Annotated in this window: 22 protein-coding genes and 1 pseudogene; 12 read left to right on the top strand and 11 right to left on the bottom strand. The window is 59.4% G+C overall.

The window, feature by feature from the left end:
• Positions 1-20: 20 nt before the first annotated feature.
• Positions 21-596: a GDP-mannose pyrophosphatase NudK gene (nudK, locus tag GKN89_RS19120; RefSeq protein WP_019453874.1), complete on the bottom strand. Its 576-nt coding sequence runs from the start codon at positions 594-596 to the stop codon at positions 21-23.
• A 388-nt stretch (positions 597-984) separates the two neighbouring features.
• Between nudK and narQ the strand changes: the two genes are divergently transcribed.
• On the top strand, positions 985-2,661 hold the full coding sequence (gene narQ, locus GKN89_RS19115) for a nitrate/nitrite two-component system sensor histidine kinase NarQ (RefSeq protein WP_019453876.1): 1,677 nt from the start codon (positions 985-987) through the stop codon (positions 2,659-2,661).
• Between the two features lie 161 nt (positions 2,662-2,822).
• On the top strand, positions 2,823-3,455 hold the full coding sequence (locus tag GKN89_RS19110; protein ID WP_154747557.1) for a response regulator: 633 nt from the start codon (positions 2,823-2,825) through the stop codon (positions 3,453-3,455).
• A 30-nt stretch (positions 3,456-3,485) separates the two neighbouring features.
• On the opposite strand, the gene GKN89_RS19105 is transcribed toward GKN89_RS19110, so the two are convergent.
• Positions 3,486-3,764, bottom strand: coding sequence for a helix-turn-helix domain-containing protein (locus GKN89_RS19105; protein ID WP_004941750.1), 279 nt, complete (start codon positions 3,762-3,764; stop codon positions 3,486-3,488).
• Between the two features lie 291 nt (positions 3,765-4,055).
• On the opposite strand from GKN89_RS19105, the pseudogene acrD reads away from it, so the two are divergent.
• A pseudogene (gene acrD, locus GKN89_RS19100) lies at positions 4,056-7,281 on the top strand (multidrug efflux RND transporter permease AcrD).
• Positions 7,282-7,406: 125 nt separating this feature from the next.
• Here the strand turns inward: acrD and ypfM are convergent.
• Complete coding sequence (gene ypfM / locus GKN89_RS19095; RefSeq protein ID WP_100396732.1) at positions 7,407-7,466, bottom strand: protein YpfM; 60 nt, start codon at positions 7,464-7,466, stop codon at positions 7,407-7,409.
• 216 nt (positions 7,467-7,682) lie between these two features.
• On the opposite strand from ypfM, the gene GKN89_RS19090 reads away from it, so the two are divergent.
• Both GKN89_RS19090 and GKN89_RS19085 read left to right on the top strand, forming a co-directional pair.
• Positions 7,683-8,162, top strand: coding sequence for a tetratricopeptide repeat protein (locus GKN89_RS19090; protein WP_019453879.1), 480 nt, complete (start codon positions 7,683-7,685; stop codon positions 8,160-8,162).
• A 9-nt stretch (positions 8,163-8,171) separates the two neighbouring features.
• Positions 8,172-8,603, top strand: a complete 432-nt coding sequence (locus GKN89_RS19085; protein WP_154747556.1) for a GNAT family N-acetyltransferase — start codon at positions 8,172-8,174, stop codon at positions 8,601-8,603.
• A gap of 7 nt (positions 8,604-8,610) precedes the next feature.
• Here GKN89_RS19085 and GKN89_RS19080 read toward each other — a convergent pair whose 3' ends face one another.
• Entirely contained in the window at positions 8,611-9,036 is a 426-nt protein-coding gene (locus tag GKN89_RS19080; RefSeq protein ID WP_063919852.1) for a GNAT family N-acetyltransferase, read from the bottom strand.
• A gap of 518 nt (positions 9,037-9,554) precedes the next feature.
• Here GKN89_RS19080 and GKN89_RS19075 point away from each other — a divergent pair.
• From GKN89_RS19075 to GKN89_RS19055, 5 genes are all read left to right on the top strand, one after another.
• A complete protein-coding gene (locus GKN89_RS19075; RefSeq protein ID WP_019453882.1) occupies positions 9,555-10,106 on the top strand; it encodes a LuxR C-terminal-related transcriptional regulator in 552 nt (183 codons plus the stop codon).
• A 241-nt stretch (positions 10,107-10,347) separates the two neighbouring features.
• Complete coding sequence (locus tag GKN89_RS19070; RefSeq protein WP_154747554.1) at positions 10,348-10,734, top strand: ArsC family reductase; 387 nt, start codon at positions 10,348-10,350, stop codon at positions 10,732-10,734.
• A complete protein-coding gene (gene dapE, locus GKN89_RS19065; RefSeq protein WP_154747553.1) occupies positions 10,731-11,858 on the top strand; it encodes a succinyl-diaminopimelate desuccinylase in 1,128 nt (375 codons plus the stop codon). The genes GKN89_RS19070 and dapE overlap by 4 nt, the downstream gene beginning before the upstream one ends.
• The gene (locus GKN89_RS19060) at positions 11,855-12,529 is read left to right on the top strand and encodes a M15 family metallopeptidase (protein WP_154747552.1); all 675 of its coding nucleotides are present in this window, start codon (positions 11,855-11,857) and stop codon (positions 12,527-12,529) included. The genes dapE and GKN89_RS19060 overlap by 4 nt, the downstream gene beginning before the upstream one ends.
• A 2-nt stretch (positions 12,530-12,531) precedes the next feature.
• Positions 12,532-12,717 carry a YpfN family protein gene (locus GKN89_RS19055; protein WP_004941720.1) on the top strand — a complete coding sequence of 62 codons (186 nt, stop codon included), beginning with the start codon at positions 12,532-12,534 and terminating at the stop codon, positions 12,715-12,717.
• A 30-nt stretch (positions 12,718-12,747) separates the two neighbouring features.
• Here GKN89_RS19055 and ypfH read toward each other — a convergent pair whose 3' ends face one another.
• The 6 genes from ypfH to dapA all read right to left on the bottom strand — a co-directional run bounded on the left by ypfH (position 12,748) and on the right by dapA (position 19,535).
• Entirely contained in the window at positions 12,748-13,437 is a 690-nt protein-coding gene (gene ypfH / locus GKN89_RS19050) for an esterase (protein WP_154747551.1), read from the bottom strand.
• A 120-nt stretch (positions 13,438-13,557) separates the two neighbouring features.
• Positions 13,558-15,570 carry a tRNA(Met) cytidine acetyltransferase TmcA gene (locus tag GKN89_RS19045; protein ID WP_154747550.1) on the bottom strand — a complete coding sequence of 671 codons (2,013 nt, stop codon included), beginning with the start codon at positions 15,568-15,570 and terminating at the stop codon, positions 13,558-13,560.
• A gap of 54 nt (positions 15,571-15,624) precedes the next feature.
• The gene (locus tag GKN89_RS19040) at positions 15,625-16,491 is read right to left on the bottom strand and encodes a neutral zinc metallopeptidase (RefSeq protein WP_043140420.1); all 867 of its coding nucleotides are present in this window, start codon (positions 16,489-16,491) and stop codon (positions 15,625-15,627) included.
• Positions 16,492-16,700: 209 nt separating this feature from the next.
• Positions 16,701-17,414, bottom strand: coding sequence for a phosphoribosylaminoimidazolesuccinocarboxamide synthase (gene purC, locus GKN89_RS19035; protein WP_154747549.1), 714 nt, complete (start codon positions 17,412-17,414; stop codon positions 16,701-16,703).
• 170 nt (positions 17,415-17,584) lie between these two features.
• Positions 17,585-18,637: an outer membrane protein assembly factor BamC gene (bamC, locus tag GKN89_RS19030; protein ID WP_019453890.1), complete on the bottom strand. Its 1,053-nt coding sequence runs from the start codon at positions 18,635-18,637 to the stop codon at positions 17,585-17,587.
• 16 nt (positions 18,638-18,653) lie between these two features.
• Positions 18,654-19,535 carry a 4-hydroxy-tetrahydrodipicolinate synthase gene (gene dapA / locus GKN89_RS19025; protein ID WP_029988781.1) on the bottom strand — a complete coding sequence of 294 codons (882 nt, stop codon included), beginning with the start codon at positions 19,533-19,535 and terminating at the stop codon, positions 18,654-18,656.
• A gap of 110 nt (positions 19,536-19,645) precedes the next feature.
• On the opposite strand from dapA, the gene GKN89_RS19020 reads away from it, so the two are divergent.
• Together GKN89_RS19020 and bcp are read left to right on the top strand one after the other, a co-directional pair.
• Complete coding sequence (locus GKN89_RS19020) at positions 19,646-20,251, top strand: glycine cleavage system transcriptional repressor (protein WP_369795937.1); 606 nt, start codon at positions 19,646-19,648, stop codon at positions 20,249-20,251.
• Between the two features lie 2 nt (positions 20,252-20,253).
• Entirely contained in the window at positions 20,254-20,718 is a 465-nt protein-coding gene (gene bcp / locus GKN89_RS19015; RefSeq protein WP_019453893.1) for a thioredoxin-dependent thiol peroxidase, read from the top strand.
• A 43-nt stretch (positions 20,719-20,761) separates the two neighbouring features.
• On the opposite strand, the gene GKN89_RS19010 is transcribed toward bcp, so the two are convergent.
• Positions 20,762-21,838, bottom strand: a complete 1,077-nt coding sequence (locus tag GKN89_RS19010; protein WP_019453894.1) for an AI-2E family transporter — start codon at positions 21,836-21,838, stop codon at positions 20,762-20,764.
• Positions 21,839-22,523: the final 685 nt, after the last annotated feature.

The raw sequence follows: 22,523 nt of genomic DNA, 5'->3' as shown, positions 1-22,523 counted from the left end.
TCATCATGACCGGCTTTTTTTTATTCCATCACCCGATGAATCTGCAAATACTGCAGCAGCATGATGGTCTTGCCGTCTTTAATCCGGCCATCGGCGATCATCGCCACCGCTTCGCTGAACGGCAACTCGATCACCTCAATATCTTCATCTTCAATGCCGCCGCCGGCCGCACGACGCTCATCGTCATGGTATTCGGCGATAAAGAAGTGCACGATCTCGGTCACGCCGCCCGGCGACATGTAGGCTTCGAAGATTTTCTTGACCTCGCCCACCTGGAAACCGGTCTCCTCTACCGCTTCGCGGCGCGCGCACTGCTCCGGCGAATCGGCGTCCAGCAGGCCGGCGCAGGCCTCGAGCAGCATGCCGCTCTCGTTGCCGTTGACATAGGTCGGCATGCGGAACTGGTTGGTCAGCACCACCGTGCCCTTGGCGCGGTTGTACAGCAAAATGGTGGCGCCGTTGCCGCGATCGTAGACCTCGCGCATCTGCTGTACCGAACCGCCGTTTTTGCGTTTCAGATCGAACGTATACTTGTGCAGCACATACCAGTTGTCCGACAGCAGCTCTTTCTTCACATTCTCAATTTTCGACGACATGACCCTTTTCCCTTGGTTGCAACCTGAAAATCATACCGCGATTACGCCACGCAGCGGCAGGCTATTTGCAACAAAAATCGTACCGCGTCCCGCCAGCCAAGTCGGGACTTAATATCGCTTAAAATAATGAAAAATAAGTCGAGCCCAGACGCATTACATTGCATAAAACCCAGTGCGATTCGCCCCCCAAAGACAAATCGCCAGAGGAAATCGACCCGCCGCCGAAAAACAGCGGGCATTTTGCTATTCATTTGATTGTGCAACGACAATTGTTCCCGTTTTGTTGACAACTTGATACAAATCGCGGTGCATTTTAGTTGCAAAAGTTATAGTTTTGCTTTCGAATGAAACTGGCGAAGCGCCTCACCTGAGAGAGAAGGATCCTTGATTGCTTGTTAAACGTACCGTGACCGGCAGCCTGGCCAGGGCGTTGTTCGGCATCGTGATACTGTCGGTGCTCGCCACCGGGTTGGCGTTGACCGCCGTCGCCGGCAGCCAGAGCGACGCAGAAGCGATCAATATCGCCGGTTCGCTGCGCATGCAAAGCTATCGATTGGCCTACGATCTCGACCGGCAGAGCGCCGAGCTGGAGCTGCATCTGCAGCAGTACCGGCAGTCTTTGCAGGCGCCAGCGCTGCACAAGCTGACGCGCTTCTACGTGCCCGCCGAGGTGCGCGATCATTATCTGGGGCTGCAGCAAGCGTGGCAAACGATGGAGCGGCAAATCCGCGACGGACAAGCGGCCGCCTACCGGGCGGAGGTCGCCGGCCACGTCAACCGCGTCGATCATTTCGTTTCCGCCCTGCAGCGCTATTCCGAGTTGAAACTGAGCCTGGTGGCCGTCGTCAGCATACTGGGCTACGCCGCCATCATCGGGCTGGTGTTGTTCTGCATCCGCTTTATGCGCCGCCAGGTGGTTGCGCCGCTGCAGCATCTGGTCGACGCCAGCCAGCGCGTGCAGCAACGCGATTTCAGCCACCCGCCGCTGGACGTGGCGTTGCCGAACGAACTCGGCGTGCTGTCGCAAACCTTCAGCGCCATGTCGGACGAACTGGCCCGGCTTTATCAGTCGCTGGAGCTGAAAGTACAGGAAAAGACCCAGCGTCTGCAGCAGGCCAACGAAACGCTGGAGGTGCTGTATCGCTGTTCGCAAGCGCTGAGCGTGCGCCAGATCGATCAGCAGGCGTTCGAAAATGTGCTGCGCATCGTGCGCCACAGTGAACGGCTGCGCTGCATCCGGCTGAACGTCGTGGACGATCATGGCCAGTGGCAACTGAGCGAAGGAGAAGCGGCGCCGACGCAAGCCTGGGATGCGCTGCCGATCACCCAGGGCGAAAAACCGCTGGGCGAGCTGCGCTGGCAGCCCGAAGCGCACCCGCCACATCCTCAACTGATGCAAAGCCTGGCCAACATGCTGGGCCGCGGCGTCTACTTCAACCGGGCGCAGAAGCAGCACCAGTATTTGCTGTTGATGGAAGAGCGCGCGACCATCGCCCGCGAGCTGCACGATTCGCTGGCGCAGACGCTGTCATTCCTGCGCATCCAGCTGACGCTGCTCAGGCGCACCGCCGATCGGCCGGCGGAGCAGACGATCATCGACGATTTCGATCGCACGCTGGCCGATGCCTATCGCCAGTTGCGAGAATTGCTGGCCACCTTCCGCCTCAACATTCAGGAGGCGGATCTGAACGCCGCGCTGGAGCAGCTGTTGCAGCCATTAAAGGCTCTAACCACCGCACGGATTCAGTTACACTGTCGGCTGTCATCGCAGGCGCTCAACGCCCAGCAGCAGGTGCACGCGCTGCAGATCGTGCGCGAGGCGGTGCTCAACGCCGTCAAGCACGCCGGGGCGGACGAAATCGTGGTTTGTTGCGAGGTCAACGCCGCGGGCGACAACCTATTCAGCATTACCGACGACGGTTGTGGCATCGCCAGCCTGGAGGAGCCGGAAGGACATTATGGTTTGACCATCATGAGCGAACGTGCAGCGCGATTGGGAGGAACGCTGCGTATCCGGCGCAGAAGCAGCGGCGGCACGGCGGTCTGCCTGACCTTTCCGCCCTGACCTCGCGGCTGTTCACCTTGCGTTACGGTTGCCGCCAGCCGGAATGCCGCCCGATCAGGTTTTCGGCGCAGATTGCCGCTATTTTTGAAGAGACAGTCCCACTGTGAAGCACGCCGTAGGGCGCGTTTGAGTGGCTTTACTTGCTACAGGGAGCATATTTCATGGTGATGAAGCAATACCAAGTCATGATCGTTGACGATCATCCGTTGATGCGGCGCGGCATCAAACAACTGCTGGGACTGGATGCGCGATTTGAGGTGGTGGCGGAGGCCGGCAACGGCAGCGAGGCGGTTGCGCTGGCGCTGCAGCACGCCCCGGACGTGATCTTGTTGGATCTGAACATGAAGGGCATGTCCGGATTGGATACGCTGCAGGCCCTGCGTGAGGAAGGCGTGGACGCACGCATCATCGTGCTGACGGTCTCCGACGCGCGCAGCGATCTGTATGCGCTGATCGATGCCGGCGCCGATGGCTACCTGCTGAAAGACAGCGAACCGGAGCTGCTGCTGGAACACATCAACGCCGCCGCCGAAGGGCAGAATGTGATCAGCGACGCCATGGCGGATTACCTGCTTGCACGCGGCGAGCAGCGCAATCCCTTTGCCGCCCTGACCGAACGCGAGCTGGACGTGTTGCAAGAAGTGGCGCGCGGCCTGTCCAACAAGCAGGTGGCAGCGCAGCTGCATATCTCTGAAGAAACGGTGAAAGTGCACATTCGCAACATACTGCGCAAGCTGGACGTGCGTTCCCGCGTGGCAGCGACGGTGATGTACCTGGAGCAGAAGAACCAATGATCGCCCGCCCCGGCCGTGCGCCGGGGCAGCTTACTCGATGGCGCTGAGCAGCGCCTGATGATGCTGGTGCACCCAGCTCTTGTTGAACGGCCCCCAGCTTTCCAACTGATAGAAGCCGTCATTATTGCGCACACCCTGCTGCACGAACTGCAGTTCGACGCCCATGCCGGGCAGCGCCTTCAGCACATCCTGCAACGTGCGGCGCGGCCAACCGGTCAGCGCCATCAACCGCGGCACATTGGGCCGCTCACTGTGGCTGATCAGCCAGCACAAATAAAGCCGACGGGCAAATACCGGGTTAATTCCCATGCCAAGCTCCTGCTGTAAAGTGAGTCCGGTTTACTTTCCGGTTCCCTGCGACGAAGGGGCGCGCAAGGCCTTTGATAGTAATAAAAATGTCTTAATAGACGGCAATAACCGGCGCCAATGCGCCAACGCGGCTTCCCGCTACCGTTATTTACACTATCTCCTTTTTTTCTCCACGCTTTACTCGGCTATCCCGAGTAAAGTGCAATAGCGCCGGAATCCTTCCCTGCCGCTGAAATGTATAATTCTGATGCGTTTTAAAGATAGAACAAGTCATAACGAGGTTCGCGCTGCATGGCCAATTTTTTTATTGATCGCCCGATTTTCGCCTGGGTACTGGCAATTATTCTTTGCCTGACCGGGGCGTTGGCGATTTTTTCTCTGCCGGTGGAACAATACCCGAATTTAGCGCCGCCGAACGTGCGCATCAGCGCAACTTACCCAGGCGCTTCGGCGCAAACGCTGGAAAACACCGTCACGCAGATCATTGAACAGAATATGACCGGGCTCGACAACATGATGTACATGTCGTCGCAGAGCACCAATACCGGTCAGGCGACCGTCACGCTGACCTTCGAAGCCGGCACCGATCCCAACGAAGCGATGCAGCAGGTGCAAAACCAGCTGCAGGCGGCGATTAAACGCCTGCCGCAGGCGGTGCAGAATCAGGGGGTCACGGTCTCCAAATCCGGCGATACCACGCTGATGATGGTGGCGTTCGTCTCCACCGACAACAGCATGGACAAGCAGGACATCGCCGATTACATCGTCTCCAACCTGCAGGATCCGCTCAGCCGCATCAACGGCGTCGGCAGCATGGACGTGTACGGTTCGCAATACGCCATGCGCATCTGGCTCGATCCCAACAAGCTCAACAGCTACCAGCTCACCACCCAGGACGTCGTCAAAGCCATTCAGTCGCAGAACGCCCAGGTGGCGGTCGGCCAGCTGGGCGGCACGCCGTCGGTCGATAAACAGGCGCTGAACGCCACCATCAACGCCCAGTCGCAGCTCCAGACGCCGGAGCAGTTCCGCCAGATCACTCTGCGCGTCAACCAGGACGGGTCGCTGGTGACGCTGGGCAACGTCGCCACCGTCGAGCTGGGCGGCGAGAACTACAACTACCTGAGCCGCTACAACGGCATGCAGGCCGCAGGCATGAACATCAAGCTGGCCTCCGGCGCCAACGAACTGCAGACCGACCAACTGGTGAAGGACAAGATCGCCGAGCTGTCGCAATACTTCCCGCACGGGCTGGAGGCCAAAGTGGCCTATGAAACCACCCCGTTCGTCAAAGCCTCGATCAAGGACGTGGTGAAAACGCTGCTGGAAGCCATCCTGCTGGTGTTCCTGGTGATGTATCTGTTCCTGCAGAACTTCCGCGCCACGCTGATCCCCACCATCGCCGTGCCGGTGGTGCTGATGGGTACCTTCGCCATCCTTTCCGCCTGCGGCTTCAGCATCAACACTCTCACCATGTTCGCCATGGTGTTGGCGATCGGCCTGCTGGTGGACGACGCCATCGTGGGGGTGGAGAACGTCGAACGCGTGATGAGCGAGGAAGGCCTGCCGCCGCGTGAAGCCACGCGTAAATCCATGGGGCAGATCCAGAGCGCGCTGGTCGGCATCGCGCTGGTGCTGTCGGCGGTGTTCGTGCCGATGGCGTTCTTCAGCGGCACCACCGGCGCCATCTATCGCCAGTTCTCCATCACTATCGTTTCCGCCATGGTGCTGTCGGTGCTGGTGGCGATGATCCTGACGCCGGCCCTGTGCGCCACGCTGCTAAAACCGCTCGCCAAGGGCCATCACCACGGCAAGCGCGGCTTCTTCGGCTGGTTCAACCGCATGTTCAACCGCAACGCCGAACGCTATGAGCGCGGCGTGGGGCGGATCCTGCACGCCAGCGGCCGCTATATGGTGATTTATCTGCTGCTGCTCGGCGGCATGGCGCTGCTGTTCATCAAGCTGCCGACCTCATTCCTGCCGCAGGAAGACCGCGGCATCTTCACCGTGCAGGTGCAGCTGCCGGCGGGATCGACCCTGCAGCAAACCTCCAAAGTGGTGGAAAAGGTCGAGCAGTATTTCCTCACCGAAGAGAAACAGGACGTGCTGTCAGTATTCGCCATCATCGGCTCCGGGCCCGGCGGCAACGGCCAAAACGTGGCGCGCCTGTTCGTGCGGCTGAAAGACTGGGATCTGCGCACCTCGGGCGCCAACAGCTCGTTCGACATCATCGACCGCGCCACGCTGGCATTCAACAAGATTAACGAAGCCCGGGTGATCGCCAGCAGCCCGCCGGCTATCACCGGCCTCGGCAACTCCTCCGGCTTCGATATGGAGTTGGAAGACCACGCCGGCCTCGGCCACGCCAAGCTGATGGCGGCGCGCGATCAGCTGCTGCAGCTGGCGGCGCAAAACCCGCTGCTGTCGCGCGTGCGCCACAACGGCCTGGACGACAGCCCGCAGCTGCAAATCGATATCGATCAGCGCAAGGCCCAGGCGCTGGGCGTATCGATCGACGACATCAACAACACCCTCTCCACCGCCTGGGGCTCGACCTACGTCAACGACTTCGTCGATCGCGGCCGGGTGAAAAAAGTCTATGTGCAGGCTGCGGCGCCGTTCCGCATGCTGCCGGATGACATCAACAAATGGTATGTGCGCAACAGCGCGGGCGGCATGGTGCCGTTCTCGGCCTTCGCCACCTCACACTGGGAGTACGGTTCGCCGCGGCTGGAGCGTTATAACGGCAGCTCGGCGTTGGAGATTGTCGGCGAGGCGGCCAACGGCGTCAGCACCGGCACCGCCATGGCGGAAATGGAGAAACTGGTCAGCCAACTGCCGACCGGCTTTGGTCTGGAATGGACGGCGATGTCCTATCAGGAACGGCTGTCCGGCTCGCAGGCGCCGGCGTTGTACGCCATCTCGCTGCTGGTGGTGTTCCTGTGCCTGGCGGCGCTGTACGAGAGCTGGTCGATACCGTTCTCGGTGATGCTGGTGGTGCCGCTGGGGGTGATCGGCGCGGTCGCCGCCACCTGGTTGCGAGGGCTGGAGAACGACGTCTATTTCCAGGTCGGCCTGTTGACCATCATTGGGCTGTCGGCGAAANGCGGTCGCCGCCACCTGGTTGCGAGGGCTGGAGAACGACGTCTATTTCCAGGTCGGCCTGTTGACCATCATTGGGCTGTCGGCGAAAAACGCCATTCTGATCGTCGAGTTCGCCAATGAGCTGAACCATAAAGGGCAGGATCTGATGTCGGCAACGCTCGACGCGTCACGCATGCGTCTGCGGCCGATCCTGAGGACCTCACTGGCGTTCATCTTCGGCGTGCTGCCGATGGCCACCAGCAGTGGCGCCGGTTCCGGCAGCCAGCATGCGGTCGGCACCGGGGTGATGGGCGGCATGATCTCCGCCACCCTGCTGGCGATTTTCTTCGTGCCACTGTTCTTTGTGCTGGTGCGGCGCCGATTCCCGGGTAAAGCGCATCCGGCCACCACGACAACAGCCGCCGGCGAGTGATCGGCGGCGCATAAAAAAAGCAGCGTCGGGTTACCGATGCTGCTTTTTTCGAACGATAATCTCGTTCCCAAGGTGTTTCAGTGACTTTCCAATGACTCAACCTTGCCATCTGCTTCAACGCTGTGTCAGTTGCCCAACATCTCATCAATGAAGTCTTTCCAGTTTCCTAATTCACGATCAACCATAATACTTTACAACCTCAATTATTTGACGAAGCGGATTCTACGCCTGTTTTTTGACCATGTGAAGGGAAACGGGAACGATGCCGGGCCCGAAAACCGGGGTTAGCGCACATTTTCGTATTTATCTGATCAATGTGCAGTGCAGCTATTCCCTTGTGATATCAATTTCTCCACGATAGCGTGTAAAAGGTATAAAAATACGCCAATGGAGCCCAGTTCATGTCCACTTCTTTGTCTCTCTTAGAGTTAAAAACGCAGGGGCGCTATCAGGAAGCCACTGCGCTGGCATTACGGCAACTGGCGGAGGAGCCGGAAGCGGCAACGCTGCACTTTCAGTTGGCCTGCCTGTATGACGTGCAGGGCCTGGAGCAACAGGCCATCCCCCACTACCTCGCGGCGCTGGCTCGCGATTTGCCGTCCGCCCAGCGCCGTGAAGCCTGGCTGGGTCTCGGCAGCACTTACCGCGCTCTGGGTGAATATCCGGCTTCGCTGCGCGCTTTCGACGACGGCCTGAGCGAGTTCCCGCAGGCCAAAGAGCTGATGCTGTTTCGCGCCATGACCCGGTACAACCTGGGGGACGGTAAACAGGCCGTGGCCGATCTGTTGCTGCTGCTGGCGGAAACCTCGTCAGATGCCGACATCCGCAGTTATCAACGCGCCATTCGGCACTATGCCGCCGATCTCAGTCTTATTGGTTAGAGGAAAGCGATGGAAATCATCACGGATATGAGCCGCCGCGCCGTCGACTGGCAACAGCTGTGTGAATTGCTGGAGGCTGCCGGGCTGGGCAAACGCGATCCTCATACGCTGCAACGCGTTTACCAGCACAGTCAGTTTTGCTATTGGGGATTTATCGGCGATGAGCTGATAGCCACTGCGCATGCCATCAGCGATCTGACATCGGTCGCCTATCTGGCCGACGTGGCGATCGATCCGCGCTTTCAGGGGCAGGGGTTGGGGCGCCGGTTGATGGATCGGGTGATGCAAGATCTGGCGCCGCTCGGCAAGATATTCATCTATTCGGTGCCGGAAAAACTGGCTTTCTATAAGAAGTACGGCTTTCACGATTTAACCACCGGCATGGTGTATGCGGACGGCGCCTCCCTGCAGCGTCTGCAACAGGGGGGCTACGTGCGTTAAGCGCGCATCACAGCGTTTTGGTCATAAACACCCGGCTGGTACCCGGCGGCAGGCATGGCACCTCCCCCATTCGCCGCCAGCCATGCCGTTGATAAAAGCCCGGCGCCTGAAAACTGATGGTGTACAACACGGCGGAAAGACAACCCCGACGGCGCCCTTCCTGCTCGAAACGGCGCAACAGTTCGCTGCCCACCCCCGCGCCGCGCAGCGCCTCCGGCAGATAAAAGAGCTCAAGAAACAGCAAGCCCAGCGAGGATCGTCCGGTAATCCCGCCCAGGACTTCACCGCTGTCGGGATCTTTTATCACCACCGCCAGCGGCTGGCGATCGCCGTAGCCGATATATTCATCGTTAAAACGGTCCAATCCGTCCGCAATACAGGACGTTATTTCCGATGTTACCCGATCGGAAATTTCGATATGGTATTCTTTCACGCCAACTCTCCGTATCAATCAACTGCGTTTGCGTTCCGATCGCAGCTTAAAACATCGCATTCTCTTTGTTTAGATTTATCTTCGCGTCAATTTTGGCGACATTACCTTATCTCCATAGCCAACGATTAAAATAAAGCCGCTATCGTCGGTAAAAACAAGAAACTTCTTAGTTATTAACCCATTAAGGCAGTGATTGCCACCCTTGACGATCGATAAAAACGATCGAATAAAAAATAATGATAGCCAATCCCTATGTTAATTCCTTTTAATCCTCGGGGTATTAATAGAGGATTTCTATTCTGTTGAGCGTTTCCCGAGCAGAGTATTGATTAAAAATAAAATTTACTCTTTATAAATCATGGTAGTATATGAGGCTTACCTTGCTTGCCGCGTCCGAGGAGGCGTCTCTGCCTGCGGCGCCAGATCAATTCAATATGAAATTATTTATATTATTTGTTTTTTTATGTTTTAAGATATCAATCCTCACCGGGAAATAGAAAGTAAAGGATTATAATAAAATGGAAATTGATATTTTCAGCGAGTGTACCTATACCGCCATCGGCATCCGGCAGCTTATCACCCAAACCTGGGGAGAAAAACGTGCGCCTGCCGGCTTTAACCGCAAAAAGGTCTGCTTTATCGATGTCACCCTCGACAATTTTGAAGCGCGCTACCGCGACGAATATGCCAACCCTAACACCTATAAAATAGTCATTATCACCGACTGTCCGCATGAAATGGTTATTGTCGACAGAAAGACCATTATATTATCAAACCTTATATCATTGAGCCGCTTCAGCCACCTGATCGGCGACTTATATAAGCGTTACAGCCACTATACCGAGCCGCCGCAACTCTCTCAGCGCGAGTCGCTGTTCCTCTCGGAATGGTCGACGGGAAAATCGCTGAGCGACATCAGCCATGCCATGAATATCCAAAGTAAAACCGCCAATCATTACAAATCGCGAATCATGAAAAAACTCGGCGCCAGCCGAATAAAACCGCTGTTGCATATTACCCGCGTACGGTGTTTAACCGATCGTTTAAACATAAGAATAAATAAAGAGTAGCCTTCTCTCCCTCAGCTCCGTCCATACGACTGGGCCTTTCGCCGGCGCCTTTCACTAGCGCCGTCGGCGAAGGCAGCCATGTAACTGCGTCGCCGGCCTCATCAATCGCACTACGGGCGCATCGTTGCTGGATCTCGTCGCTGCTTTACTGGCATTATCTCTGCTATCGCCGGGCGGCGAGAGGGCCAAAGATCGCGCCCGCCGCTCAGTATCGACTCGACGAGACAGGTAGCTTTACGCCATGGCAAATAAACCGCAACAGACAACGCTGACGATGTACGGCATCAAAAACTGCGACACCATCAAAAAAGCCCGCCGCTGGCTGGAAGATCAGGGCGTGACCTATCATTTTCACGACTACCGCGCCGACGGCCTGGATGAACAACGGCTACGCGGCTTCGTCGCACAACTGGGCTGGGAGCCGCTGCTCAATACTCGCGGCACCACCTGGCGCAAGCTGGATGAAGCGCAGCGCAACGCCTGCGATAACGCCGATGCCGCCATCGCGCTGATGCTGGCGCAGCCGGCTATCATCAAACGCCCGCTGCTGGACGCCGGCGACGGGCGCGCCCTGCTCGGCTTCAACGCCGACGCTTATCAGCAATTTATTGCCGAGGTTGCCGTATGACTTGCCCGGTTATCGAACTGGCCCAGCAGTTGATCAAACGCCCTTCTCTCAGCCCGAATGATGAAGGCTGCCAGCAGCTGATGATTGAACGTCTACAGGCGATCGGCTTCACCGTCGAGGCGATGGACTTCGAAGACACCCAAAACTTCTGGGCATGGCGCGGCGAAGGACAAACCCTGGCGTTCGCCGGGCACACCGACGTGGTGCCGACCGGCAATGAAAAACGCTGGGATAACCCGCCGTTTGAACCGACGATCCGCGACGGCATGCTGTATGGCCGTGGCGCAGCGGACATGAAAGGGTCATTGGCCGCGATGGTAGTGGCGGCGGAACGCTTTGTCGCCGCTAATCCGCATCATCAGGGCCGCCTGGCTTTTCTGATCACCTCAGATGAAGAGGCCAGCGCCACCCACGGCACGGTTAAAGTGGTTGAAACGCTGATGGCGCGCAACGAGCGATTGGATTACTGCCTGGTCGGTGAGCCGTCCAGCACCGAGCGCGTCGGCGACGTGGTGAAGAACGGCCGTCGCGGTTCGATCACCGCCAACCTGCATATCCACGGCGTACAGGGGCACGTTGCCTATCCGCATCTGGCGGACAACCCGGTGCACCGCGCCATGCCGGCGCTGAATGAACTGGTGGCGATCGAATGGGATCGCGGCAACGAGTTCTTCCCGCCGACCAGCATGCAGATCGCCAACGTGCAGGCCGGCACCGGCAGCAACAACGTGATCCCGGGCGATCTTTATGTGCAGTTCAACTTCCGTTTCAGCACCGAACTCACCGATGCGATGATCAAACAGCGCGTGGAAGAGCTGCTGGAACGCCATCAGCTGAATTACAGCATCGAATGGCGCCTGTCCGGCCAACCCTTCCTCACCTCGCGCGGCGCGCTGGTGGATGCGGTGGTCAACGCCGTCGAGCACTATTCAGAATTGACGCCGCAGCTGCTGACCACCGGCGGCACCTCCGATGGCCGCTTCATCGCGCAAATGGGCGCGCAGGTGGTGGAGCTGGGGCCGGTCAACGCCACCATCCACAAGGTCAACGAATGCGTCAACGCCGCGGATCTGCAGCTGCTGAGCCGCATGTATCAACGCATCATGGAGCAATTGGTCGCATGATCACCGCAGAGATGCTCACTGGCCGCTCGACCGAACATCTGACGCCGCTGAGCGGCAACCATCGGCTGCAGCCGCAGGCGGCCAGCGCCTTCCTGGCGATGCAACAGGCGGCGCGCGCGGCGGGATTCGATCTCCAGCCCGCCAGCACCTTCCGCGATTTCGATCGGCAACTGGCTATCTGGAATGGCAAATTCTGCGGCCAGCGGCCAGTATTAGATAAGGACAGCCGGCCGATCGACGTCGCGCCGCTGTCCGCCGCCGAGCGCTGTGAGGCAATCCTGCGCTGGTCGGCCCTGCCGGGCGCCAGCCGCCACCACTGGGGCAGCGATCTGGACGTGTACGACCCGTCGCTGCTGCCGGAAGGGCAAAAGCTGCAGCTGGAGCCATGGGAATATGAGGAAGGCGGTTATTTTGCGCCGCTCAACCAATGGCTGACGGCGCATATGGCCGAGTTCGGTTTCTACCGCCCCTTTACCGAAGACTGCGGCGGCGTGGCGGTGGAGCCGTGGCATCTGAGCTACCGGCCGCTGGCGCAAGAGGCCGAACATTTGCTGACCCCAGCGCTGTTGCTGGCGGCCTGGCAAGACAAGGAGGTCGCCGGTGCCGAATGGCTCGAACGCCATCTGCCATCGATTTTTTCGCGTTTCATACGCAGTGAAGGAAAGGAGTAGCTATGCAATGGTTAGCTGATTACTGGTGGATTATCCTGCTGGTTCTGGTGGGGATGGTCGTCAGCGGCATCAAGGAACTGCGCCGCGTTGACGTCAAAAGCTATCTGGCCAACAAGCCGGAGATACCGCCGCACCGCGACAACAACGCCCAGTGGGATGACGAAGACGACTGGCCGAAAAAGAAATGACAACAGGGCGCTCATCGGCGCCCTGAGTTTTTAACGGAAGGCGATCAGCTCGCCGCGCTTGCCGGACAACGCCTCGTCCCAGTAGCGCTGCGGCACATAGTAATGCAGCCTTTCCAACGCGGCGTTCATCATGTCCTGATTGATCGCATGCCCGACGTTCTCTTCCACGTCCAGCGTGAAATCCACGCCGTTGGCCCGTAACGCATCTGCCGCCGCGTGAGCGTGTTGCACCGCGATCACCGCATCCTCCTCGCCGTGGATCAAATGCACCACGCTGTCGCCGAAAGCCTGCTCAGGCAGCCGGGCGAAACGCCCGCTGAACGCCACCACGCGCCCGGCCAGCCGGGTTTCGGCTTTCAACGCCTCCAGCGCCATGATCGCCCCCTGCGAGAACCCTACCAGAGCAGTACCGGCATAGCCCACGCCGCTCAGCTGCTGCCAATGGCGCACCACGGCCACAAACTGCGGCATCACTTCAGCGATGCGCGCCGCTCGGTTCTCTTCGGTCACATCCTGCACCGAAAACCACTGGCGCCCGGCGCCGTTGCCGAAAGCGTCGGGGCCACCGATGCTCACCACCTGTGCCTGGGGAAAATCTTTGGCGAAATAGCGGCCGATCTCCCCCATCGCCACCGGGTTGTCGCCGACACCGTGAAACAGCAAGATCAGCTGCGCCGCCGGGGTTGCCGGGCTTTGGACAACGAAATGCTCATGTTTCATCGATGACTCCTTAATAGTAATCAAATCTGGCGCAGCGACAGTCGTCGCCGCACCGCTGACAACTACTATACGCCGCTGAGAAATCGGGAAAATCGGGTTTTATTGAGCGAGTTCTTCAATTTATTGCAACGACTGCGACCAGTCGCGCCAGTAGCGGCAGTGCTGCGCATTCAGCTGCTCCAGCGCCTGCGCCGTTTCGTGTCGCCAGTGGCGCAGCAAGGCTTTCTGGCCGTTGACGCCCGCCAGCTCCGCGCAGGCCGCCGGAGATTGCCGCCGTTGCAGGTGACCGCGCAGCGCAGGCAGCGGCAGATTGCTGGCCAACAGCAAACGCTGCAACGCCCCCAGGCTGGCTTCGAGCGGCCGATGGGCGAAGGCGAAACCGGCCAGTTCGCGCCAGTCCTCTTCGCCGAGCGACGTGTCGCCGTCATCGCCCGGGATCGCCAGCACGAGTTCGACACGCTGCCGCAGCCAGGGCCAGTCGCGCGCCAGGTGCTTGTGCGCCGCATGTCGCAGCGCCTCCCCTTGCTCGCTCAAGGGCAAGATGGCCATCGCGGTATAGCACCCGCTGCTGGCCTCCGGCTTGCTGCCGATGCGCACCAGCTCGAACCCGCAGGATTGCCAAAAGCGCCATAGCGGCTCGGTATAGCCGAAGCTGACCGACAGAAAATCCAGCCCCTGCGCCTGGCGGCGTTGCCGCTCGACCAGCTGACGCGCAATGCCCTGTCGCCGCAACGCCGGCAGCGTCGCGATGCGGGTAATGCGCCGTGAGCGCAGCGTCGGCGCCCACCATTGTCCGCCATGGGCCGCCAACGACTGCGCCACCAGATTGCCGCGCGGCCGGCGCCGGCCGGCCCACACCTCGTGCGCCAACTCGGCGCTCAATCCGCCTTCGTCCACCAGCCACACGGCGCCGACCACCTCCAGTCCGGCCTGCGCCAGCCCGAAATGCATGCCGGGCGCGTCCATCAGCCGGCGCAAATCCAGCGGCGAGGTGCGGTAATGCGCGCTGCTCAGCAACGCGTAGAAGCGCGCCAGCCGCTGCGGCTCGGCACACAGCTCAGGCTGTTCCGCCTGGCTGTAATGGATCGCCTGGCCATCCGCCGGCCAGACGGGCAATTCGTTGAACAACAGTGCATTGTCCGTTACCCGCTCCAGCGCATCGCCCTGCGCCCAGCGCATCGGCTGTTGCAGGCTCAGTGGCTGGTAGGACGGCAGCTCAGCGCAAAATTTCAGTAAAAAACCACGGCCGGTACCTTCATAGCCCTGCACCGTGGTGGTTAACAGCACGCGCGGGAAATAGCCGATCAGCTGCTGCAACAGCGGCGCGGGGATCGCCGCCGCCTCATCCACCAGCAGCCACCCCACGGCGCTGACGTCCCCCTCCCGGCACTGCGCCAACAAAGCATCGGGAGCCCAAAACTGCGCGCGCCCCTGCGCCCATTCCCCAGCCACCTGCGTAGCGGCGCGGCTCGGCCCGGTGATCCAGCAGATCAACGGCGACTGCGCCACCAGCATGCCGGCCAGCGTCGATTTGCCGCGGCCGCGGGCGGCGGTCAACACCCATACGCCGGATTCGGCCTGCAGCAGCGTCGTCAGTATCGCCCGTTGTTCGTCGGTCGGTTGGCCATCCGGCGGCCGCCAGTCCGCGCGCGCCGGCAGCGCGGCCAGCGCCAGAGGCGCATCCTGCCGCCAGACAGTCACTTCGCTGTCGTCAGCCAGATGGTGCTGCAGATGGTGAATGAAATGCGGAGTGGTGATCGGCTGCGGGCAATCGCTCCAGCGCAGGCTGTCGCCGTCCGGCTGCTGCGGCCATTGCCGCCATGGCGGCGTCAGCAGCAGCAGCCAGCTGCCGGCGCGCAGCGCGCCGCACAGCGCCGCCAACGCTTCCACGTCCAGCGACTGGCCGGCGTCGAACACCGCGTGCAGCCGCTCTTGCCCCAGCAATTGGCGCACCGCGCCGCTCGCCAAAGCCGCCTGACCGGGCGGCGGGTTTTCCCCCACCCACGGCCAGTCGCCCGGCAGCGTCGCCGCCAGTCGCTGCGCCTGTTCGCGGCACCAGTCGGGCTCACCGCTGAGCACCAGCAGGCGCCGGATGCCCTGCCGCCGCATGAGTTGTTGCGCTGCCTGTAACATAAGGCTATCTCAATCCGAAAAAAATGCCGGAGTCAGGCTCCGGCACTTGAGGCGTTAACGGGATGCGAAGGTGTTGCAGGTATTGGGATCGCCGCTGTCGAAACCCTGTTTAAACCAGGTGTAGCGCTGCTGCGAGGTGCCGTGGGTGAAGCTGTCCGGCACCACACGCCCCTGGCTCTGCTGCTGCAGGCGATCGTCGCCAATCGCCTGCGCGGCGTTCAGCGCCGCCTGCAGGTCGCCCTCTTCCAGCATCTGCTGCTTCTCGGCGTATTTGCCCCACACGCCGGCAAAACAGTCCGCCTGCAGTTCCATTTTCACCGACAGGCGGTTTACTTCCGCCTGGCTGGCGCCCTGCTGCATCTGGCGCACCTTCGGCTCGATGCCCAACAGGTTCTGCACGTGGTGGCCGACTTCGTGCGCCACCACATAGGCCTGGGCGAAATCACCACCGGCACCCAGCTTGGTCTTCATATCCTGATAGAAAGACAGATCGATATACACCGTTCTGTCGCCCGGGCAGTAGAACGGCCCCATCGCCGCCTGACCGGTGCCGCAGCTGGTGCGCGTCACGCCGCGGTACATCACCAGCTTCGGCGGTTGATAGGTTTTGCCCATGCGCTGGAAAATCTCTTTCCAGTTATCCTCGGTCGAGGCCAGCACCACCGAGGTGAACTTGGCCAGTTCATCATCTTTCGGACTGATGTTGGCGCTCTGCTGTTGACCCTGCGGTGCGACGTTACCGCCGTTCAATAGCGGTGACAGATCGATACCGTAATAGCCGGCCACCAGCACCACCACCAGAATGACAATTCCGCCCTTGCCGCGCGGCACGCGAAAGCCGCCGCCACCGCCGCCCAAACCTGAAGATTGCCCGCGACGATCCTCAACATTGTCACTTTCCCGACGCCCTTGCCAACGCATAAATATACTCCAGATATTTCCACTGCTCGTTGAAGTTGCGCCGCGATCGTAAGCGCAAAGGCAGCTTCAAGCCTGAGTGGGATAGGTTTTAGTCATCTCGCATCCATCATTATAAATGGTCTGCCGCTGAGGAAATGTAGAAATTTTCTGGAAAAACGCAGAATAGCGGGGCGATCCGGCCGGATCGCCCCGAATGGCGGTGCCAACGCTTAGTCGAGCTTCACGCCGATGCGGCGCGCCACTTCTTCATAGGCTTCGATCAGGCCGCCCAGGCTTTGACGGAAACGGTCTTTGTCCATCTTGTCCAGGGTGTTTTTGTCCCACAGGCGGCTGCCGTCCGGCGAGAACTCATCGCCCAGCACCACTTCGCCGTTGAACAGGCCGAATTCCAGCTTGAAGTCGACCAGGATCAGGCCGGCGTCGTCGAACAGCTGGGTCAATACCTCGTTGGCGCGGTAGCTCAGCTCACGCATGCGTGCCAGATGCTCTTTGCTGACCCAGCCGAAGGTTTCGCAGTAGGATTCGTTGACCATCGGATCGTGCATGGCGTCGTTTTTCAGGAACAGATCGAACAGCGGCGGGTTCAGCACCAGACCTTCTTCGATGCCCAGACGCTTCACCAGCGAACCGGCGGCGCGGTTGCGGATCACGCATTCCACCGGCACCATGTCCAGTTTCTTCACCAGCACTTCGTTGTCGGACAGCAGACGCTCCATCTGGGTCGGGATGCCGGCTTCTTCCAGTTTGCTCATGATGAAATGGTTGAACTTGTTGTTCACCATGCCTTTGCGATCGAACTGCTCAATGCGCTGACCATCCAGTGCTGACGTATCGTTGCGGAACTCCAACACCAACAGATCGGGATTCCCGGTGGTGTAAACGGTTTTTGCCTTTCCGCGATACAGCTCAGCTAGCTTTTGCATCTTACTTACTCCAGTGATGTATCCCCGTTGTCTCCCGAGCGCGGCCCGAAATTAGGGGGTATAGAATTGACCTAATGAATTCTTTGGCGTGCCGGACACTATTGTGCCAAACCTGCGACGCAAACGATACCGTATAGACAAAACAAAAAGGGGCCGAGGCCCCTTTTTGATTATTTAACGCTGGTTTTACTGAAGGCAGACTGGAATGCCGCCACCAGTGCGTCGTTTTTCGACTGGGTGAGCGGTTTGCCTTTCGGATCGATAAATTGCAGGCTGGTGCGGTTGTTGAGATCGCCGACCTGCAGTTTGTAATCGCCTTCCGCCAGTTCAGGATCCTTGACGCCCAACGCATCCCAATCGCTGCTGCTCAGGGACTTGTAGGTCACGGCGACGGTGCCCTGCGGACGGCTGCGGTCACCCACTTTCATCCCCAGTTTTTCGAGCGCCGCCGGCAGGCGATCCCACACTACGGTGTACGGGCCGCGCACCACCAGCATCGGCAGGCCGGTGTCATCGGCGCCGCTCTGCACATCCAACGCGCCGAAACGGCTGGCCGTCTGGCTGCTCGCCAGGTTGTCCTGCTTGTCCAGGCCTTCGATCAGGGTGTTGATCATCATGCCGTTGTAGCGCTGGATCTCAGACTGATCGGTCACCTGCTCGGTCTTGCCCTGCTGCTGCAGGCCAACGCTTTTCACCACCAGCGCCTGCTGGTAGCCCTGTTGCTGCACGCTGATCTGATAACGGCCTTCGTACTGGTTGTCTTCGTCCAGACGGTTCCACTTCACCCAGTCGGTGGTCAGGGTCTGACCGGCGTCCTGGCGGGAAGCGATCGCGATGTTCTTCGCCTGCAGCAGGCTGACCACGCGCGACCACAGGTTCTGGTTCTGCGGGCTGTTTTCCAGCAGCAGCGTGCCGCTGTCGCCGGCGTACTGCGCGCGCGAACCGCTCAGCAGCGCCAACGGCTGCACCGGCGGACGAATGTCCAGTTGCTTGCCGACGTTGCCTTGCAGCGTCGTGGCGGGAACGTCATAGTTGCCGCTCTGCACCGGCAGGATCATGCCGGACGGCGCGTTCAGCGCCTTGAGCGGAGCCGCGTCGAGGTAAGCCTCGTCGCCGCTGACCTGGCGCTTGTAGCGCTGATCGCTGCTGCAGGCCGCCAGCATCATCACCAAAGAGATGCCCACTACTTTTGCTACCGTCGACTTTTGCAATGAATAAGCCATCAAATTTCCCTTAGAGTTACAGCAAACCGACGCTTTTCAGCGCGCGCTCCACCACCGGGCGGGCGGCTTCGCTCAACGGCGTCATCGGCAGACGCAGCGTATCGGTTGCCATCAATCCCAACGCCTTACAGGCCCACTTCACCGGAATTGGGTTTGCTTCTACAAATAGATCCTGATGCAACGGCATCAAGCGCTGATTTAAGCGGCGCGCTTCGGCAAATTTGCCCTGCGCCGCCAGCGCGCAAAGTTGCGCCATCTCGCGCGCGGCCACGTTGGCCGTCACGGAAATCACCCCTTTGCCGCCCAGTTGCATGAAGTCCAGCCCGCTGGCGTCGTCGCCGCTCAGCAAAATGAAGTCTTCATCGTCAACCAGCACTTGGATCTGACTAACGCGACTTAAGTTCCCCGTCGCTTCTTTTACAGCAACAATATTCTTGATTTTCGCCAGCCGAGCGATGGTCGGCGGCAGCATGTCGCAGCCAGTGCGCGAAGGCACGTTGTACAGGATCTGCGGCAGCTCGGTGCTCTCGGCGATCGCCTTGAAGTGCTGATACAGCCCTTCCTGCGTCGGCTTATTGTAGTACGGCGTCACCGTCAGACAGCCCACCACGCCGGTGTTGGCGAAGCGGGTGGTGAGCGCGATGGCTTCGGCGGTGGCGTTGGCGCCGGTGCCGGCGATCACCGGGATGCGGCCGTCGGCCAGCTCCAGCGTCTGCAGCACCACGTCAACGTGCTCGTCATGGGCAAGCGTTGCGGACTCGCCGGTGGTCCCTACGGAAACGATCGCCGCGGTGCCACTGGCTACATGATAATCGATCAATTTTTTTAGGCTCGCGCGATCGACAGCACCTTTGTCGTCCATCGGCGTAACCAGTGCAACAATACTTCCCGTAAACATTGGCCGTCCCCTCCACAAACAAGTCACTCATGGTACTTTTGCTGCCTATCCAAAAGCAAGCGCACAACCGCGTTGTAAGCGCTTGGCAGGCGGTTTTTTTTATGTTTACCATGGTAACCCCATTAAGCACGACAGGAAGCGCCATTTTGCCTCAGTCAGACGAACACTATCTCGTGATTACCGCGCTCGGCGCCGACCGCCCCGGAATCGTCAATACCATCACCCGCCACGTCAGCAGTTGCGGATGCAATATCGAAGATAGCCGTCTGGCCATGCTGGGAGAGGAGTTCACGTTCATCATGCTGCTGTCCGGCAGCTGGAACGCCATCACCCTGATCGAATCCACCCTGCCGCAAAAAGGCGCGGAGCTGGAGCTGCTGATCGTGATGAAACGCACAAACTCGCACGAAAGGCCGCCGATGCCGGCCACGGTGTGGGTACAGGTTGAAGTGAAGGACTCGCCGCACATCATCGAACGTTTTACCGATCTGTTCGACTCCAGCCAGATGAACATCGCCGAGCTGGTATCGCGCACGCAGCCGGCGGACGGCGACCTGCCGCCGCAGCTGTATATCCAAATCACCGCCCACAGCTCCGGCGATCGGGACGCCTCAAATATTGAGCAAGCCTTCCATCGCCTATGTACAGAATTGAACGCGCAAGGCAGTATTAGCGTGGTGAACTATCCACAGCATGATGAAAAAGATGGAGAGTAGTGATGAGCCCATTGAAAGCCGGTGACACAGCGCCGAAATTTAGTTTGCCTGACCAGGACGGTGAGGAAATTAATTTGGCCGACTTCCAGGGACAGCGAGTATTGGTCTATTTCTATCCGAAGGCGATGACGCCGGGCTGCACCGTGCAAGCCTGCGGCCTGCGGGACAACATGGAAGAATTGAAAAAGGTCGGCGTCGAAGTGCTGGGCATCAGCACCGACAAGCCGGAAAAACTGTCGCGCTTCGCCGAAAAGGAGCTGCTCAACTTCACGCTGTTGTCTGATGAAGATCATCAGGTGTCGCAACAGTTTGGCGTGTGGGGCGAGAAAACCTTCATGGGCAAGACCTACGACGGCATTCACCGCATCAGCTTCCTGATCGACGGTAACGGCAAGATTGAAAAAGTGTTTGATGACTTCAAAACCACCAATCACCACGACATCGTGCTGAGCTACCTGCAGCAGTAATCCTCACGAAGCGCAGCGCCTGCTGCGCTTCGTCTCTCCCCGGTCAGTCGGCCTTGTCTTCCAGTTCCACCCGCAGTTCATCCGGCCAGGCGTGGATCACCGCCTTCACCAGCGTCGCCAGCGGTATGGCGAAAAACACCCCCCAGAAGCCCCACATGCCGCCGAACACGATCACCGACAGGATAATCACCAGCGGATGCAGGTTGACCGCCTCGGAGAACAAAATCGGCACCAGCAGGTTGCCGTCCAGTCCCTGCACCACCAGATAGGCGACGATCAGCGTCCAGAAATCGGCGCCGACGCCCCACTGGAACAGCGCCACCACCACCACCGGTATGGTGACCAGCACCGCGCCGATGTAGGGGATCAACACCGAGAAGCCCACCAACACCGCCAACAGCAGCGAGTAGCGCATGTCCAGCACGGCGAACACCAGGTAGGTCGCCACGCCGACAATCACCATCTCCAGCACCTTGCCGCGGATGTAGTTGGTGATCTGTTGATTCATCTCGTTCCAAACCTGGCCGGCCAGACCGCGATTGCGCGGCAGCACGCGGCGCACCGCGTTCAGCAGTTGCTCTTTGTCCTTCAACAGGAAGAACATCATCATCGGCACCAGGATCAGATAGATAGCCAGCGTCAGCAGGCCGACCAGCGATGCCAGCGAGAATTTCACCACCGATTCGCCCATGCCGGACAACCGGCTGCGCAAGTTTTCCGCCATCATGTCGATGATGCCGGCATCCACCAACGCCGGATAACGCTTCGGCAGCGTCGCGGCGAAGTTATAGAACTGATTGAGCATGCCCGGCAGATCGCTCATCAGATTGATGCCCTGCTGCCAGGCGGTCGGCGCGACGACGAACACCAGCAGCATGGCGACGCCCGCGAACACCAGCAGCATGATGCTCGCCGCCCAGGTGCGCGAACAGCCGATGCGCTGCAGGCGCGCGGTCGGCCATTCCAGCAGATAGGCCAGTACGATGGCAACCAGCAGCGGGGTCAGAATGCCGTGCAGAAAATAAAGAATGAGGAAGCCGGCGACCAGAATCACCAGCAGCGCGATAGCCTGCGGATCGGTGAAACGGCGGCGGTACCACTGTAATAACATCTCCAGCATCAGAGCGGGCTCCTCGAGATTTGACGGGCGGGCATGACGATTCCTGTGACGGGCCTGGTTAAAGCATAGATAGAACGGGCGCACGCGGGGGTGCAAAGCACTCAGAGTACCCAAAGTTCGCCATACATCAACAGCGATTTGGCTGATTTTATCGCGCGGGCAGGCGATCGGCGCAAAAATCCGCAGACGCCGGTGAACGGCCCCGGGAGGGGCCGCTGAAGATTACAGCGAGGTACTGATGGAGAGAGGCGAACCGACCGCCAATGCGAACAACAACACACAGCCGATCGCGATTGCCGCCGCCAGATCATTTTTCATTGTCCCGTCCCTTGATGCTTAAAGTGATTATCGCCACGAACTCTGTCGGTTCTTACGTTGATAGCCTTTTTCGATGCACGCCGTTAAAAACCCCCGCCAGGGCGGGGGAGAAAACGTTCTGGTGCATCAAGTATTACAAGGAGGTCATGAGGGATTGCTAACCCTAAATGACTATTTCAAGCTAGGATTATTCCCAGAACATGGCAAGCGATCGCGTCGAGGTTATCCGCACTTTGAGATAAACCTCATAAAAAAATCCCGCACGGCAGCGGGATGAAGGGATGATAACGTCATGAATTTCTTGTACGAACAATGAGGCGGTATTGTCGTCATTTGGCGACAATACCGCGCCGTCACGGTGCTCACA

The organism is Serratia sp. YC16 (assembly GCF_009707615.1).
Classification (GTDB): domain Bacteria; phylum Pseudomonadota; class Gammaproteobacteria; order Enterobacterales; family Enterobacteriaceae; genus Serratia; species Serratia surfactantfaciens.
This window is presented reverse-complemented; position numbering and strand designations above follow the sequence as displayed.